We start from the raw sequence: 15,118 nt of genomic DNA, 5'->3' as shown, positions 1-15,118 counted from the left end.
GGGAGGGCGTCAGCCCTTCAGCTCCGCCGCCACCAGCTCCGCGATCTGGACCGCGTTCAGGGCCGCGCCCTTGCGCAGGTTGTCGTTGGAGACGAACAGCGCAAGGCCGTGCTCGACGGTCTCGTCGGCGCGGATGCGGCCCACGTAGGAGGCGTCCTTGCCGGCCGCCTGGAGCGGGGTCGGGATCTCGGAGAGCTCGACGCCCTCGGCGTCCTTCAGCAGCTCGTAGGCGCGCTCGACGCTGATCGGACGGGCGAAACGGGCGTTGATCTGGAGGGAGTGTCCGGAGAAGACCGGGACCCGGACGCAGGTGCCGGACACCTTGAGCTCCGGGATCTCCAGGATCTTGCGGGACTCGTTGCGGAGCTTCTGCTCCTCGTCGGTCTCGAAGGAACCGTCGTCCACGATCGAACCGGCCAGCGGCAGCACGTTGAAGGCGATCGGACGCTTGTAGACGGCCGGCTCGGGGAAGTCGACCGCGTCGCCGTCGTGCGTCAGCTTGTCCGCCTCCGCGACGACCTTGGACGCCTGGCCGTGCAGCTCCGCGACACCGGCGACCCCGGAACCGGACACCGCCTGGTAGGTCGCCACGGTCAGCGCGTCGAGCTGCGCCTCCTGGTGCAGCGGGCGCAGCACGGGCATGGCGGCCATCGTGGTGCAGTTCGGGTTGGCGATGATGCCCTTGGGGCGGTCCTTGATCGCGTGGGCGTTGACCTCGGAGACCACCAGCGGTACCTCGGGGTCCTTGCGCCAGGCGGAGGAGTTGTCGATCACCACGGCGCCCTGGGCGGCGACCTTCTCGGCCAGCGCCTTCGAGGTCGCGCCGCCCGCGGAGAACAGCACGATGTCGAGACCGGTGTAGTCCGCGGTGGAGGCGTCCTCGACCGTGATGTCCGTGCCCTCGTAGGCGATCGTGGAGCCCGCGGAGCGCGCGGAGGCGAAGAGCCGCAGCTCGGCGACGGGGAACTTCCGCTCGGCCAGGATGCTGCGCATGACTGTGCCGACCTGACCGGTGGCGCCGACGATTCCGACCTTCACTGGAACTCCCTCACGGATGCGAACGGGCACGGTTGCCGGTCCATGATGCGTATGTCCACGGCTCCCTTGTCCAATCCATTGTCCGCCAGGCGGACGGGGCTCGCACAGAGCTGTGGGGCGGGAGCCCTTGCGAGCCCCCGCCCCACAGTCCGCGCGTGTCGTGCGGATCACACGGCCGCGGTGGTTACGGCGCGACCTTCTCGATCACGACGCTGCCGGTGCCCGCCGCGGTGCCGCGGGCGTTCACCAGCTGGACCTCGCCGAAGAACTGCCGGCCCTCGGGAGCCGCTCCGGCGACCAGGACCTCGGCGCCGACCTGGGCGGACGCGCCGTTGGCCAGGTTCACGGCCTTGGACTCGTCGACCTTGATCGCGCCGAGCGACGGTGCGTAGTACACGTCGCGGTAGTCGTACTCGGTGGTCCCGGCCGGGACCGAGTAGCCGTCGATGACGACGGTGTACGTGCCGGCGGCCGGCTTCACCAGGCTGACCGACTCCTCCGAGCCCGCCGTGGTCGAGGCACCGACCTCGGTGGCGCCCCTGTACACGTACAGGTCGATGTCGGCGTTGGCGTCCGACGTGTTGCCGATGGCGACGTCCAGCTTCTCGACGCCCTCACCGATGGTGACCGTCCTGGTGTACTCGCCGCCGGTGGAGATCGACGGACGCTCGACGTCGGCCGAGCCCAGCGAGCCGCCCTTCAGGGAGCCCTCCAGGTCGCCGGCGTTGTTGGTGACCGTCCAGTCCACCGCGGCCGGGGTGCCGATCTTCGCCTCGGCGATGGTCTGCACCGCCGGGTCGAAGGTGGCGCCGAGCAGCGAGACATCCAGCTTGTACGGGTTGTCCAGCAGCGGCGACGTACGGCGGGACTCGACCTCGATCTCCCAGACGCCGGGCTGCGGGTCCTTGTACGAGCGCGTGTCCGGGCGGCAGGTGTTGGCCGGGTTCTCGTAGTTCGGGTAGCAGTAGACCGTGGAGCTGTCCTCCACCGCGACCCCGTAGGGGTGGATGGAGATGAACCGCGTCTGGCTGCCCGAGCGCAGGGCGCTCATCGCGACCTCCAGGGTCTCGGCGCCCTCGGGGACGTTCAGGAAGTACGACGTGGTGCCGTTGCGCTGCACCGAGCCGCTCGCCGTGAACGCGTAACCCGGCTTCACCAGGTCCTTGGCGACGACCACCGTGGAGAGGATCTGCTGGTCCACGCCGGTGGTCTTCCGGTCGTCCACCACCAGGATCGCGCTGTGGACGCCCGCCGTGCGGGGCTTCGCCTGGACCTTGACGGTCACCGGCTTGCCGAGCGGCAGCGAGACGGTGCTCGAACCGGTCAGCTTGAAGGTGCCGTCGTTGTTCTTCCAGGACAGCTTGTGCTTCACGGCCTTGTCCGGACCCGTGGTGCGGGTGACGGTGACGTCGTACGACTTCTTCTGGCCGGCCTTCAGGCCGCCCTCACGGTCGTACAGCCCGGTGCCGAAGCCGGGGGTCTTCAGCGCGAAGTCGATCGCGGTGTCGACCGGGGCCTTCACGGTGTACTCGTGCGCCGCGGCACCCTTCTTCTCGATCTGCTTCCAGGCGCCGACGATGTCCATCAGACCGGCACCCTGGGCGTGCGCGGGCACGTCCTTGATGTGGGTGGCCGTGCTGGTCAGCGCCGTCCGCAGGTCGGCCGGGGGCAGCTCGATGTGCTTCTGCTTCGCCGCGGACAGCAGCAGCGCCGCCGCGCCGGCGGCCTGCGGCGAGGACATCGAGGTGCCCTGCAGCATGGAGTAACCGGCGGGGAGGGAGTAGCCCGCCTCCTTGACCGGACCACCGGGGATCCACGTCTGGGTGGTGTTGATGGACGCGCCCGGGGCCGTCAGGATCGGCGCGAAGCCGCCGTCCTCACGCGGACCGCGCGAGGAGAAGGGCAGCATGTCGTACTTCTTGGTGACGTTCGAGCCGTAGTTGGCCGCCCACGTCTCCTTGGAGATGGACGCGCCGACGGAGATGACGTGGTCCGCGAGACCCGGGTCACCGATGGTGTTGACCCCCGGGCCGTCGTTGCCGGCCGAGATGACCAGCTGGACGCCGTAGATGTCGATGAGCCGCTTGTAGAGCTCGGCGCGGGCGTTGTTGCCGTCGTTGAGCGGCGGCAGGCCGCCGATCGACATGTTGACGACGTCGACGCCGCGGTTCACGACGAGGTCGATCATGCCCTCGGTCAGCGCGATGTTGGTGCAGCCGCCGGACCAGGTGCAGGCGCGCGAGGAGACGACCTTGGCGCCGGGCGCCGCGCCGTTCATCTTGCCGCCGAACAGGCCGTTGGCCGCCGTGATGCCGGCGACGTGCGTACCGTGCTCGCTCTGGATGACGCCGATGCTGACGTAGTCGGCCGTGTTGCCGGCCGCGTCGAAGACGACGTCCTTGCGGGTCTCCACGACGAACGGGATGCGCTCGACGACGTCGGTCCGCGGGTCGTCCTCACCGAAGTAGGAGACCTGGTGCTTCTCCTTGTACGGCTTCAGGACGGTGTCGTCGCCGAAGTCCGCGTTGCCGTTCAGGTCGACGCGCGTGGTGCCGGTGACCGGGTCGTACAGCACGCCCCACTGGTCGGTGGTGTCACCGTCGCGGTTGAGGTCGCCGGCCATGTCGCCGCCGCGCGTGGCGGACTCCTTGAAGACGCGGAAGCCGTAGGAGCCCTCCGGCGCGGAGTACGTCGTCTCGCCGCTGGTGAACGTCGGGCCGGACACGGCCTGGTCCATCCGCAGCCAGGTGCCGTCGTTGTCGCCCACGGGGTCGGTCGCCGTCACCCAGTCGACGATCTTGCGCTCGCCGGTGGTGGTCTTCCGGAGCGCGGGGTGGCCGAGGTCGACACCGGAGTCCAGGACACCGATGGTGATCCCGCGGCCGTCGGCCTTCGGGTGCTGCTCGACGAAGTCGACCGCACCCGTCTCGAAGGACGGGTTGTACGGGTTCTTCGCCGGGGTCTTCTTGTTCGGAGCCGCGTAACTTCCCGTGGCCTTCGGCTGCTTCACCCCGGCCGCCCGGTCGCCCGTGGGCGTCGGGTCGTCCAGCTTGATCTCCTGCTTGAGATCGATGCCGTGGACCGACGACAGCTTCTGTGCCGCCTTGATGGTGGCCTCGGCGGACGCGGTCGGCACGGTCGCCCGGACATAGCCGAGCTTGTCGTACGTCTGCCCCAGCACGGAACCCTTGACGGCGTCCAGCTGGTCGGCGACCTGCTCGGTCGCACCGGGGGTGGTGGCGACCATCATCGTGATGTTCTTCTCGCCCTTGGCCTCGGCCTTCGCCAGCACATCGGCGTCGGCCTCGCCCAGCTTGTCGCCCTTCGCGCTCGCGGCGGCGGGCTTCACCGGGGAAGCCGCCGGGTCGTCGGCGGCGAAGACCGGGGCGGCGCCGGTGGCGGCCAGCGCGGCCGCCAGTCCGGCTGCGGCCGCGATGCGCGCCACGCGTCTCGCCCCGGGTATGGAGCCGGGGGATTCCTTGGTCATCAGCATCCCTGTTTGTGAAAGAAAGAGAGAGTCCGGAATTCGGTACCCGATGACCGCTCAGCCTTTCGTAAACGACAGGGGTTTGTGGAGAGTTGGCGGGGACGAGAAAGTGACATGGCGTAGACCCGCCACCGGTGCCATTGCGCCACCCGCCCGTGCTCACCGCGGCAGGACCACCACGTAAGCGGCCGGTTCACGGTCCTCGGCCGCCATCATCGCCGTGCGCAGCACCACCGACAGCTGCTCCGTCGAGTCACGCAGCTGCTTCGGCGTCACCCGCACCACCGTCACCCCGAGCCGCTCCAGGTGCTCCCGCTCCGCGGTGAAGGCGACATGCTCCTCCCGGGGCGAGCGGACGCCCAGTTCGAGCGCGACCGCCGGCTCCGGCCAGTACGCGTCCACCCCTCCCAGCGAGCCACCACCCGGCAGCGCCAGCCGCACGTTCCACAGCGGCTGGGGCAGCCGGTGGGCGCGCACCATCTCGTACAGCCGGCCCTCCGCCATCGCCCGGCCCTCCACGAGCAGCGCGTCCACGGCGTCCACCACGTGCGCGCGGCCCAGCAGTCTCGCGTCGTTCAGCTCCCGTACCACGGACGCCGGTTCGCAGTGCCCGCCGCGCACCGCCTCCGTCAGGATCCGGCGCACCGTGGAGGCGTCCGTGAGCGAGGCCACCGCGTCGGCGAGCGCCCGCTCCACCGGAGCGAGCGGCACCCCGAGCCTGCGCTGCGGCCGGGGCAGGACGGCGGCCCTGGTGACCTGGACGAACCGGGTGGAGCGAAGCCGCCTGGTGCGCGGGACCAGCACGTCGATCCGGTGCAGCGCGATCACCGGGGGAGCCGACGTGAAGCCGTACAGGGCCAGCGCCGCCAGGCCCGTGACCATGGCCTCGCCGTAGCCGGGCCCCGGCTGCACCGGCACGGTACGGCGGGCGCCCGCCGGGGGCCGCCCGGCGTACAGGAGGGCGCCGCGCACCCGGTCGTCGTTCGTGGGCGGTCCCTGGCGCAGGAGGTACACGCCGGGGAGCAGCTGCTGCCACGGACCGCCGGGCAGGCACTGGGCCGCTGTCTGCGCGGCGGTCACGCCCTGGGAGCGCAGCTGCGCGGCGGACTGCACGCGGTGGGTCGCCTCGTGGACGGGGCGCGGGGAGAGCGGGGTGTTCCGGTTCATGCCGTGGAGGTTTCCGCACGCTCGCGGTGCGATAACCCGTGTTACACGCCCGTCGCCATTCCAGGACGACGCCGTACTGAAGTACGGCAGTTCGATTGCCGAAAAGGGTGGTCGCGACGGGAATTGTGCGGCGCACGCCCCACACACGTGTGCGGGGCGCGCGCCGGAATCTCACGCCGCCGCGTCGCGCTCCTGACCCCGCAGCGCCCGTGCCAGATCGTCCCGCGCCTCCAGGACGAGGCGCCGGAGCGCCGGTGCCGCGTCCGGGTGCGAGGTCAGCCACGCGTCCGTCGCGGTGAGGGTCGCCGGGTCGTCCTGCAGCCCGGGGAACAGGCCCTGGACCACGTCCATGCCGATCTGGATGGAGCGCTCGGCCCAGACCCGCTCGATCGCTTCGAAGTACGAGGCCGTGTACGGCGCCAGCAGCGCACGCTGCGACGGCTGCCCGAAGCCCGCGATCGTCGCGCCGACGAGGGCGTTGGACAGCTTGTCCGACTCCACGACCGTCGCCCACGCCTGCGCCTTGACCGCCGCCGAGGGGCGCGAGGCCAGGCACCGCACCTGGTGCCGTTTGCCGGACGCCGTGTCGTCCCGGGCGAGTTCGGCGTCCACGGCGGCCTCGTCGGCCCTGCCGTGCGAGACCAGCGGGGACAGGAACGCCCACCGCAGCTCCTGGTCGACGTCCAGGCCGTCGATCACGGCCGAGCCGTCGAGCAGTTCGCCCAGCAGCTGGAAGTCCGCGTCCGACGCCGCGACGGCGGCGAAGAACCGCGCCCACGTCAGCTGGTGCTCGCTGCCCGGCTCCGCGCGCCGCAGTTCCGTCAGAGCGCCCTCCGCCAGTGCCCGGCCGCCCTCCTCACGCCAGGCCGGCGTGGCGTAGTGCACCAGCGCCGACTGCGCCCAGGCGTGCAGCATCTGCAGGACACCGATGTCGCTCTCCCGGCCGGCGTGCGCCAGCACCAGGGACACGAAGTCCCGGGCCGGCAGCAGTGCGTCCCGCGTCAGGTTCCACAGGGCCGACCAGCACAGCGCCCGCGCCAGGGGATCGGTGATGTCACCGAGGTGCGCGCGCAGGGTCGCCAGGGACCCCGCGTCGAGGCGGACCTTGCAGTAGGTGAGGTCGTCGTCGTTGACCAGGACCAGATCGGGCTTCTCGGCCCCGGCCAGCTCCGTGACGAGGGTGCGCACACCGGCGACATCGGTCTCCGCGCGGGCGTACCGCACCAGCTCCCCCTCCGGGGAGATCCGGTACAGACCCACCGCGACCCGGTGCGGACGCAGCTCCGGGTGGGAGGCGGCGGCCTCCTGGGTCACGGACAGCTCCGCGATCCGGCCCTCACCGTCGTACGTCACGGCCGGCGTCAGGACGTTGACCCCCGCCGTCTGCAGCCACGCGCGCGACCAGGCGCTCATGTCGCGTCCGGACGTCTCGGCCAGCACCGAGAGCAGGTCGCCCAGCTGCGTGTTGCCGTACGCGTGCTGCTTGAAGTAGCGGCGCGCCCCCTCCAGGAACGCGTCCCGTCCGGCATAGGCCACGAGCTGCTTGAGCACCGAGGCGCCCTTGGCGTACGTGATGCCGTCGAAGTTCAGCTTGGCGTCCTCCAGGTCACGGATGTCGGCCGTGACCGGGTGCGTGGACGGCAGCTGGTCGGCCCGGTAGGCCCAGGCCTTCCGGTTGTTGGCGAAGGTCGTCCAGCCGTTGGTGAAGCGGGTGGCCTCGACCATCGAGAACGTCCCCATGAAGTCGGCGAAGGACTCCTTCAGCCACAGGTCGTCCCACCACTGCATGGTGACCAGGTCGCCGAACCACATGTGCGCCATCTCGTGCAGGATGACGTTGGCCCGGCGCTCGTAGGAGGCCGAGGTGACCTTCCCGCGGTAGATGTACTCCTCGCGGAAGGTGACCAGGCCCGGGTTCTCCATGGCGCCGAGGTTGTACTCGGGCACGAACGCCTGGTCGTACTTCCCGAAGGGATACGGGTAGTCGAAGTTGTCGTGGAAGAAGTCCAGGCCCTGCTTGGTGATCAGGAAGACGTCGTCCGCGTCGAAGTAGCGCGCGAGACCCTTGCGGCACATCGCGCCGAGCGGGATCTCCAGCGTCGAGCCGTCGTCGAACGTACGGGAGTAGTGGTCGCTCACGTAGTGGTACGGCCCCGCGACGACCACCGTGATGTACGTCGAGATCGGCAGCGTCTCCGCGAACCGGTGGACCTCGCCCTCCTGCGACTCCTCCGCGCCGTTGCTCCAGACCCGCCAGCCCTCGGGTGCCGTCACCTCGAACCGGTAGGGCGCCTTGAGGTCGGGCTGCTCGAAGTTGGCGAAGACCCGCCGCGCGTCCGCCGGCTCGTACTGCGTGTAGAGGTAGACCTCGCCGTCCTCCGGGTCGACGAAACGGTGCATGCCCTCGCCGGTCCGGCTGTACGCGCACCGCGCGTCGACCACCAGGACGTTCTCTCCCTCGGCGAGGTCCTCCAGCGCGATACGGACGCCGTCGAAGACGGCCGCGGGGTCCAGGTCCTTGCCGTTCAGGGTCACCGCGTCCACGGACGGGGCGATCAGATCGGCGAAGGTCGAGGCACCCGCACGGCCGGCGCGGAAGCGGATCGTGGTCTGCGAGCGGAAGGTGCGCGGACCGGCCTCGTCGCCGCCGTCGGGCTCACCGACGGCGGAACGGAGGTCGAGGGCGACCTCGTAACCGTCGACGGTCAGCAGCTCGGCCCTCTCGCGGGCCTCGTCGCGGGACAGGTTCTCACCGGGCACGGAGCACTCCTTTGTGTCTCTTTCGAAGACCTTCGATCCTCCCATGCGCCGTTCCGCGCCCGCGCACGGGAATGGCCGGAGGGCCCAGTGGTGTTCCGCCTCACAGGCGCAGACCGACCTCATGAGGAGAGACATGCCCGAGAACAGCACGGCCACCGGCAAGGTCCCGGCCGACTTCTGGTTCGACCCGCTCTGCCCCTGGGCCTGGATGACCTCCCGCTGGATGCTGGAGGTGGAGAAGGTCCGCGACGTCGAGGTCCGCTGGCACGTGATGAGCCTGGCCGTGCTCAACGAGCCCAAGCTCGACGAGCTGCCCGAGGAGTACCAGGAGATGATGCGCACCCAGGCATGGGCGCCGGTCCGCGTCGTCGTCGCCGCCCAGCAGAAGCACGGCGACGAGATCGTCGGCCCGCTGTACACCGCCCTCGGCACCCGCATCCACAACAACGGCGAGGGCCCCACCCGCGAGGCGATCGCGGGCGCCCTCGCGGACGTCGGGCTGCCGGCCGAGCTCCTGGACCACGCCGACTCCGACGCGTACGACAAGGAGCTGCGCGCCTCCCACCAGGAGGGCATCGACAAGGTCGGCCAGGACGTCGGCACCCCGGTCATCGCCGTGCCCGGCGCCGACGGTGAGCAGATCGCCTTCTTCGGCCCGGTCGTCACCCCCGCCCCGAAGGGCGAGGAGGCCGCCAAGCTCTGGGACGGCACCCTGCTGGTGGCCTCGATCCCCGGCTTCTACGAGATCAAGCGGACCCGCACGCAGGGCCCGGTCTTCGACTGACCCGGCTCGCCGGTGCGGCCTCCGGCCCCTGGTGACGCACCAGGGGCCGGAGGCATCCCGCGGGCGAGGTTCAGGCGTCGGCGTTGAGCATGGCGGCGGTCAGGACTCCGCCGGCGACACCCCAGCCGCCGTCGACGACTTCGTCGACGAGCACGACCACCGTGGGACGTGCCCGCTCACCGTAGATCTCCACGTACAGCTCGGTGGTGCGCTCGACGATCTTCTTCTTGTCCTCGGCGGTGACGGTGTCCGCAGGGACCTTGAAGTGGGCGAAAGGCATGGGTGTCTCTCCTGGAGTGGGTCGTTTCGCTGGATCGTTTCCCTGGGCAAGAGCCCGAGGGGTATGGCCACAGGGCCGTTTCTCCGCCGCTACCGGCGTGGTCGGAGGCCGCGGCGTCGGGCGGCGAGGTCACACCATGCCCCCGTTGGCCCGCAGGATCTGGCCGTTCACCCAGTGCCCTGCCGGGCTGGTGAGGAAGGCGACCACCCGGGCGATGTCCTCCGGGGTGCCCAGCCTCTCCAGGGGCGGCGTCCTGGCGAGCTGGTCGATCTGCTCGGGCGTCTTGCCCTCCAGGAACAGGTCCGTGGCCGTGGGGCCGGGGGCCACCGTGTTCACGGTGACGTCCCGCCCGCGCAGCTCGCGGGCGAGGATCAGAGTGATCGCCTCGACGGCCCCCTTGCTCGCCGCGTAGGCGCCGTACGCGGGAAACCGGGTGCCGACCACGGAGGTCGAGAACCCCACGAACGAGCCGCCCGCACGGAGTCGCCGGGCGGCCTGCTGGGCGACGACGAAGGTGCCGCGGATGTTGGTGCGGTGCACGCCGTCGAGCACCGCCAGGTCGAGGTCGGCGATGGGTGACAGGGCGAGCCGGCCGGCGCAGTTGACGACGACGTCCACACCGCCGAACTCCTGCTCCGCCCGGTCGAACAGCGCGGCGACCGCGTGCTCGTCCGCGACGTCGGCCCGCACGCCGATCGCCCGCCCGCCGGCGGCGGTGACCGCCGAGACCGTCTCCTCGGCGGCAGCCGCGTCGCGGGAGTAGTTCACCACGACGGCCAGGCCGTCCCGGGCGAGCTGGTGGGAGACCGCCCGGCCGATGCCGCGGGATCCGCCGGTGACGACGGCGACCCGCACCGCCGCCGGCGGGGGAGGGGGTGTGAGGTGGTTCGTAGTCATGCCCTCCACGATGCGCCGCCCCGGCCGGCGGAGCCAGGGGACGCCATCCCCTGGGTCGGCGGCCCCGCCCGACGCACAATGAAGGCATGGGTTCTGTGAAGTACACCGAGCTGGGGGCCTTCCTCCGGTCGCGGCGTGACCGTATCCGCCCGGCCGACGTGGGCCTTCCCTCCGGACCCCGCCGCCGGGTGCCCGGGCTGCGCCGCGACGAGGTCGCCCAGCTGGCCGGAGCATCGGTGGACTACTACAACGAACTCGAACGCGGAGCCGGCTCCCAGCCGTCCGAGCAGATGATCGCCGCGCTGGCGAGGGCACTGCGCCTGACCGCCGACGAGCGCGACTACCTCTATCGCCTGGCGGACCGCCCGGTGCCCGTGCACAGCACACCCGCCGCGCACATCCATCCCGGCATGCTCGACCTGCTCACCCGTCTGACGTCGACGCCCGCACAGGTCATCACCGACCTGCACGTCACCCTCGTACAGAACCCGCTCGCGGTGGCGTTGCTCGGGGACCACTCCGGCCTCCGGGGGCCCCGGGCCAGCTTCGTCCACCGGTGGTTCACCGAGCCCGACGCCCGGGGGCTGTATCCCGAAGCCGACCATGAGGCCCAGTCCCGGGCCTTCGTCGCCGACCTGCGGGCAGCCGCCGCCAGACGGGCTGCCAAGGACTCCGAAGCCGGCTCGATGATCAGCTCGCTGCTCGGTACCTCCTCCGAGTTCGCCGCCCTGTGGGCCGACCACGACGTGGCGTTCCGGCGCGACGACCGCAAACGCATCGACCACCCCGCCCTCGGCCTGGTCGAGGTCAACTGCCTCAACCTGTTCAGCGAGGACGGCCGGCAGCGGCTGCTCTGGTTCACCCCCGCGGTCGGCACCGACAGCGCCGATCTCCTCGGCCTGCTCGCCGTCATCGGCACCCAGGAGATCGCCGGACCGACACGCTGAAGGCTGTCGGAGCGCGCCGTGGCCCGGGCATGGGAGAGCCCCCGCGAGTCATGTCCTCGCGGGGGCTCTCCGTCCATCCGCCTGCCCGGTGAAGGTTGAGAAGACGATCACGAGGCAGGACGCTCGGGTCGCTCCCTCAGGTCAGGGGGCGAGCAGCAGCACGTCGGCGCGCTCCTTGGCGGCGGCGTAGCGCTTCGCCACGTCCTGCCAGTTGACGACGCGCCACATGGCCTCGATGAAGTCCACCTTCTGGTTCTTGTACTGCAGGTAGAAGGCGTGCTCCCAGGCGTCGAACACCAGGATCGGTACCGAGCCCTGACCGACGTTGCCCTGGTGGTCGTAGACCTGCTCGACGATCAGCTTCCCGCTCACCGGCTCGTACGCGAGGACGCCCCAGCCGGAGCCCTGCGTGGTGGCCGCGGCCTTCGTCAGCTGGGACTTGAAGCCGGCGTACGAACCGAAGGAGTCCGCGATCGCGTCGGCCAGGTCGCCCACACCGTCCGCCGCGAGGGGCTCGCCACCGCCGTCGCCGCTCATGTTGTGCCAGTAGATCGAGTGCAGGATGTGGCCGGAGAGATGGAAGGCGAGGTTCTTCTGGAGGCCGTTGACGGCACCCCAGGCATCCTTGCTCCGGGCCTCTTCCAGCTGCTCCAGGGTGTCGTTCGCACCCTTGACGTACGCGGCGTGGTGCTTGTCGTGGTGGAGCTCGATGATCTGCGGATTGATGACCGGCTCGAGCGCCGCGTAGTCGTACGGGAGTTCCGGAAGCGTGTACGTGGCCATGGGGCGAACCCTCCAACTGCTACCTGGTGGTTATTGCAAGTCTTTCGCAATTGCAGGCTAGCAGGAGGAGGGTCAGAAGGTGATCAGCCGTTCGTCCTAGGACCGGAGGGCGTCGCGGGCGATCGCCGCCAGATCGGGGAAGTCCGTCACGACGGCGTCGACGCCCCGGCCGAAGTGGAAGGCGTACTCGGCGAACGCGTCGCCGAAGTCGTCCGGCGCGGTGCCCTTCCGGTACTCGGCCGGGAGGTACCGGTTCTCGGCGCGGAAGGTGTACGCCCCGACCTTCAGCCCGGCGGCGTGGGCGTCCTCCAGAAGGGTGAGCGGAGGGACCAGCGAGGACTTGTCGGGGCCGATCCACCCGGCGTACGAGGCGATCTCGCGCAGCCCCGCCGGTGTCCTCATCTCCTCGTACGTCACCGGGTGGCCGTACGGTCCGCCGCCGGTCCCCAGCGCCTGCCACAGCGGGAGACCGAGGCGCGCGGCGGCCACCTCGCGGAGGCTGGACGGCTCGAAGGACTGGACGACGCAGTCGCGTGCGGTCAGCCGGTTGCGGCGTACGGCCCGGACGAGCTGTGGCTCCAGGGGCAGGCCGATCGAGCGGAAGTACGTCGGGTGCTTCGTCTCAGGGAAGACCGCGATCCGGCGGCCGTGCTCCTTCGACAGGGACCGGGCCAGGTCGACGACCTCCTGGAAGGTCATGATCTGCTCGCGGCCGTCGAAGACGGTGTTGCGGTTACGGACCAGGGGGAGCCGCTCCACCGCGCGCAGCGTCTTCAGCTCGGAGAGGGTGAAGTCCTCCGTGAACCAGCCGGTGACGGCGCGGCCGTCCACCGTCTTCGTGGTGCGGCGGTCGGCGAATCCGGGGTGCCGGGCCACGTCCGTGGTGCCCGAGATCTCGTTCTCGTGACGTACCACCAGGACGTGGTCCTTCGTCGGGACCAGATCCGGCTCGATCCAGTCGGCCCCGGCCCGCACCGCGAAGGTGTAGGCGGAGGCGGTGTGTTCGGGCCGCCACCCGGCGGCGCCCCGGTGGCCGATGACGAGCGGGCCTCTGTGGCCGCCCTCCGGTCCGGAGGCGGCGGCGGGGGCCGCCGCCGCGGCGGAGACGGCGGCTGTGGCCAGAAGGATCGATCGGCGGCGCGGGTGCTGGAAAGCCATGCGGGCTCCTCGGGAGACGCGGAGCGACCACCGGAGCCACACGGGGTCACGCCGGGACGGACGGAACCTTGCTGCCTCATGTACGGCCACGCGTACGGTACTCGGGAGCCGGCACAGGAGGAAGGCATGCACCTACGACCCGGGCGGCCCGTGGACGCCGCCGCGCTGACCGCGCTGGCCCTGCGGTCCAAGGCCCACTGGGGCTACGACGAGGCGTTCATGGCCGCCTGCCGCGACGAACTGACGGTCCGTCCCGGCGACACGGCCGGCGGCCGCGCGGTGGTCGCGGAGGAGCACGGCCGCGTGCTGGGCTTCACCACCCTCGCCGGGGAACCGCCCCGGGGCGCACTCGCCATGATGTTCGTCGAGCCGGACACCATCGGCCGGGGCGTGGGCCGGCTCCTGTTCGAGCACACCATGGCGCGCGCCCGCCGGCTGGGCTTCGTACGGCTCACCATCGACGCCGACCCGAACGCGGAACCCTTCTACACGGCTATGGGCGCGGTGCGGATCGGCGCGACCCCTTCCGGTTCGGTCCCCGGGCGCGAACTGCCGTTGCTGGAGCTACGTCTCGGGTGACGGTCACCTGCGGCGGCGCGTCCCTCAGGCGGTCCCGCCGCAGCCCCGGCGCCAGGGCCAGCGTCACCACGAGGGAAGCCGCCGCCATCACGGTGATCGCCGTCGCGGGGGAGGACCGCTGGGCGAGGGCCCCCGCGAGCGTGGCCGCCACGCCCTGCGTGGCGAGCATCCCTGAGGAGTGCAGACCGAGGGCCTGGCCCGTCATCGCGTCCGGGGTCAGCGCCATCAGACGCTCCTGGAACACCAGACTCGCGGAGAAGGCGGTGGAGGCGACCGTCGCGAGGACCAGGGCCGTGGGCAGCGCCGGGCGCAGGGCGAACAGCAGGTAGGGCGCGGCCAGCAGCAGGAGCAGCGGGGTGCCCAGCCGTCCGCGCCACCGCGCGGGCACGAAGCGGCCCGTCACGGTGTCCCCGGCCAGCATCCCCAGCGCCGCGCAGGCGAAGAGGAGTCCCGCCCGGTCCGGCCGGTAGGGCACGAAGAGTGACTCGCAGCCGACGACCAGCCCGTTGGGCACCCAGAGCGAGAGGTACACACGCCGCCGGGGCGCCGAGGACCACAGCAGCGCGTTGGTCCGCCAGGTCCCGCCCACCGACGGCCGGCCCGCCGCCCGGGGCGGACGGCGCGCCAGGCCGCACCAGGCCGCCGCGGCGCAGGCGGCGTACAGGGCGGCCGCGACGAGGAGCGTGCCGCGGGGTGACAGCACGGCCACCAGGGCGCCTCCGGCCGCGTACCCGCAGATCTGCATGGTGCCGGAACACATGTTGAGCAGGGAACGCCCGAGCAGGAAGGCGTCCCCGGGGAGCACCTCGTTGAGCAGTCCGTACCGCACCCCGCCGGTCACCGCCGCGACGACCCCCTCGCCCAGGACGACGGCGAACACCACGGGCAGCGGCAGCCCGGGCACGGCCAGGACGGCGGTCCCCACGCCGAAGGCGAGCGCCGCGCCGCTCAGCGCTCCGCGCGGCGGGAGCCGGTCGGCCGCCGACATCAGCAGGGTCGCGCCGATCAGCTGGGCGAGCGAGGCACCGAACATGGAGAGCGCGGAGAGCAGCGGCGAACCGGTCGTGGCGAACACCAGGACACCCAGGGCCAGCCCGCTCGTCGTCGAGGCGGCGCCCTGCAGCGCGCTCGTCGCGAAGAGGGGCCCGAACTGCGGCACACGGAACACTTCCCGGTAGGTGAGCATGCCGGGAAGTCTCGGCCGGGATTCCCCACAGCCGTTACCGTTTCGCGCGGAG

The 15,118-nt window shown here is 71.2% G+C and carries 12 protein-coding genes; 3 read left to right on the top strand and 9 right to left on the bottom strand.

Features of this window, described 5'->3' with window-relative positions:
- Positions 1-9: 9 nt before the first annotated feature.
- The 4 genes from ACZ32T_RS04300 to pepN form a co-directional block, all read right to left on the bottom strand.
- Positions 10-1,038 (bottom strand): aspartate-semialdehyde dehydrogenase, encoded by a 1,029-nt coding sequence (locus ACZ32T_RS04300; RefSeq protein WP_467262711.1) that lies wholly within the window; start codon positions 1,036-1,038, stop codon positions 10-12.
- A 184-nt stretch (positions 1,039-1,222) separates the two neighbouring features.
- Positions 1,223-4,531: a S8 family serine peptidase gene (locus tag ACZ32T_RS04295; protein WP_467365243.1), complete on the bottom strand. Its 3,309-nt coding sequence runs from the start codon at positions 4,529-4,531 to the stop codon at positions 1,223-1,225.
- 153 nt (positions 4,532-4,684) lie between these two features.
- Positions 4,685-5,692 (bottom strand): hypothetical protein, encoded by a 1,008-nt coding sequence (locus ACZ32T_RS04290; RefSeq protein ID WP_467365241.1) that lies wholly within the window; start codon positions 5,690-5,692, stop codon positions 4,685-4,687.
- A gap of 171 nt (positions 5,693-5,863) precedes the next feature.
- The gene (gene pepN / locus ACZ32T_RS04285) at positions 5,864-8,452 is read right to left on the bottom strand and encodes an aminopeptidase N (RefSeq protein WP_467365239.1); all 2,589 of its coding nucleotides are present in this window, start codon (positions 8,450-8,452) and stop codon (positions 5,864-5,866) included.
- A 133-nt stretch (positions 8,453-8,585) separates the two neighbouring features.
- Between pepN and ACZ32T_RS04280 the strand changes: the two genes are divergently transcribed.
- Complete coding sequence (locus tag ACZ32T_RS04280; RefSeq protein ID WP_467262706.1) at positions 8,586-9,236, top strand: mycothiol-dependent nitroreductase Rv2466c family protein; 651 nt, start codon at positions 8,586-8,588, stop codon at positions 9,234-9,236.
- 70 nt (positions 9,237-9,306) lie between these two features.
- Here ACZ32T_RS04280 and ACZ32T_RS04275 read toward each other — a convergent pair whose 3' ends face one another.
- The gene (locus ACZ32T_RS04275; protein WP_467262705.1) at positions 9,307-9,516 is read right to left on the bottom strand and encodes a tautomerase family protein; all 210 of its coding nucleotides are present in this window, start codon (positions 9,514-9,516) and stop codon (positions 9,307-9,309) included.
- Between the two features lie 129 nt (positions 9,517-9,645).
- Positions 9,646-10,413: an SDR family oxidoreductase gene (locus tag ACZ32T_RS04270; RefSeq protein WP_467262703.1), complete on the bottom strand. Its 768-nt coding sequence runs from the start codon at positions 10,411-10,413 to the stop codon at positions 9,646-9,648.
- An 86-nt stretch (positions 10,414-10,499) separates the two neighbouring features.
- Here ACZ32T_RS04270 and ACZ32T_RS04265 point away from each other — a divergent pair, with 86 nt between their 5' ends.
- The gene (locus tag ACZ32T_RS04265; protein ID WP_467365237.1) at positions 10,500-11,360 is read left to right on the top strand and encodes a helix-turn-helix transcriptional regulator; all 861 of its coding nucleotides are present in this window, start codon (positions 10,500-10,502) and stop codon (positions 11,358-11,360) included.
- A gap of 141 nt (positions 11,361-11,501) precedes the next feature.
- Here ACZ32T_RS04265 and ACZ32T_RS04260 read toward each other — a convergent pair whose 3' ends face one another.
- On the bottom strand, positions 11,502-12,143 hold the full coding sequence (locus ACZ32T_RS04260) for a superoxide dismutase (RefSeq protein ID WP_467262699.1): 642 nt from the start codon (positions 12,141-12,143) through the stop codon (positions 11,502-11,504).
- 96 nt (positions 12,144-12,239) lie between these two features.
- Positions 12,240-13,301, bottom strand: a complete 1,062-nt coding sequence (locus ACZ32T_RS04255; RefSeq protein ID WP_467365234.1) for a glycerophosphodiester phosphodiesterase family protein — start codon at positions 13,299-13,301, stop codon at positions 12,240-12,242.
- A gap of 126 nt (positions 13,302-13,427) precedes the next feature.
- Here ACZ32T_RS04255 and ACZ32T_RS04250 point away from each other — a divergent pair, with 126 nt between their 5' ends.
- Positions 13,428-13,880, top strand: a complete 453-nt coding sequence (locus tag ACZ32T_RS04250; RefSeq protein WP_467365232.1) for a GNAT family N-acetyltransferase — start codon at positions 13,428-13,430, stop codon at positions 13,878-13,880.
- Here ACZ32T_RS04250 and ACZ32T_RS04245 read toward each other — a convergent pair.
- Positions 13,795-15,066, bottom strand: coding sequence for an MFS transporter (locus tag ACZ32T_RS04245; protein ID WP_467262696.1), 1,272 nt, complete (start codon positions 15,064-15,066; stop codon positions 13,795-13,797). The genes ACZ32T_RS04250 and ACZ32T_RS04245 overlap by 86 nt on opposite strands.
- Positions 15,067-15,118: the final 52 nt, after the last annotated feature.

The organism is Streptomyces sp. NPDC023573 (assembly GCF_055559735.1).
The sequence above is the reverse complement of the archived record's forward strand: the minus strand, read 5'-3'. Positions and strand labels throughout refer to the sequence as shown.

What these genes read in the sequence shown, in the direction of transcription:
- ACZ32T_RS04295 (WP_467365243.1), bottom strand. Translation starts at nt 4,531, where the DNA reads ATGCTGATGACCAAGGAATCCCCCGGCTCCATACCCGGGGCGAGACGC.
- ACZ32T_RS04270 (WP_467262703.1), bottom strand. Translation starts at nt 10,413, where the DNA reads ATGACTACGAACCACCTCACACCCCCTCCCCCGCCGGCGGCGGTGCGG.
- ACZ32T_RS04280 (WP_467262706.1), top strand. Translation starts at nt 8,586, where the DNA reads ATGCCCGAGAACAGCACGGCCACCGGCAAGGTCCCGGCCGACTTCTGG.
- ACZ32T_RS04255 (WP_467365234.1), bottom strand. Translation starts at nt 13,301, where the DNA reads ATGGCTTTCCAGCACCCGCGCCGCCGATCGATCCTTCTGGCCACAGCC.
- ACZ32T_RS04260 (WP_467262699.1), bottom strand. Translation starts at nt 12,143, where the DNA reads ATGGCCACGTACACGCTTCCGGAACTCCCGTACGACTACGCGGCGCTC.
- ACZ32T_RS04250 (WP_467365232.1), top strand. Translation starts at nt 13,428, where the DNA reads ATGCACCTACGACCCGGGCGGCCCGTGGACGCCGCCGCGCTGACCGCG.
- ACZ32T_RS04290 (WP_467365241.1), bottom strand. Translation starts at nt 5,692, where the DNA reads ATGAACCGGAACACCCCGCTCTCCCCGCGCCCCGTCCACGAGGCGACC.
- ACZ32T_RS04245 (WP_467262696.1), bottom strand. Translation starts at nt 15,066, where the DNA reads ATGCTCACCTACCGGGAAGTGTTCCGTGTGCCGCAGTTCGGGCCCCTC.
- ACZ32T_RS04265 (WP_467365237.1), top strand. Translation starts at nt 10,500, where the DNA reads ATGGGTTCTGTGAAGTACACCGAGCTGGGGGCCTTCCTCCGGTCGCGG.
- ACZ32T_RS04275 (WP_467262705.1), bottom strand. Translation starts at nt 9,516, where the DNA reads ATGCCTTTCGCCCACTTCAAGGTCCCTGCGGACACCGTCACCGCCGAG.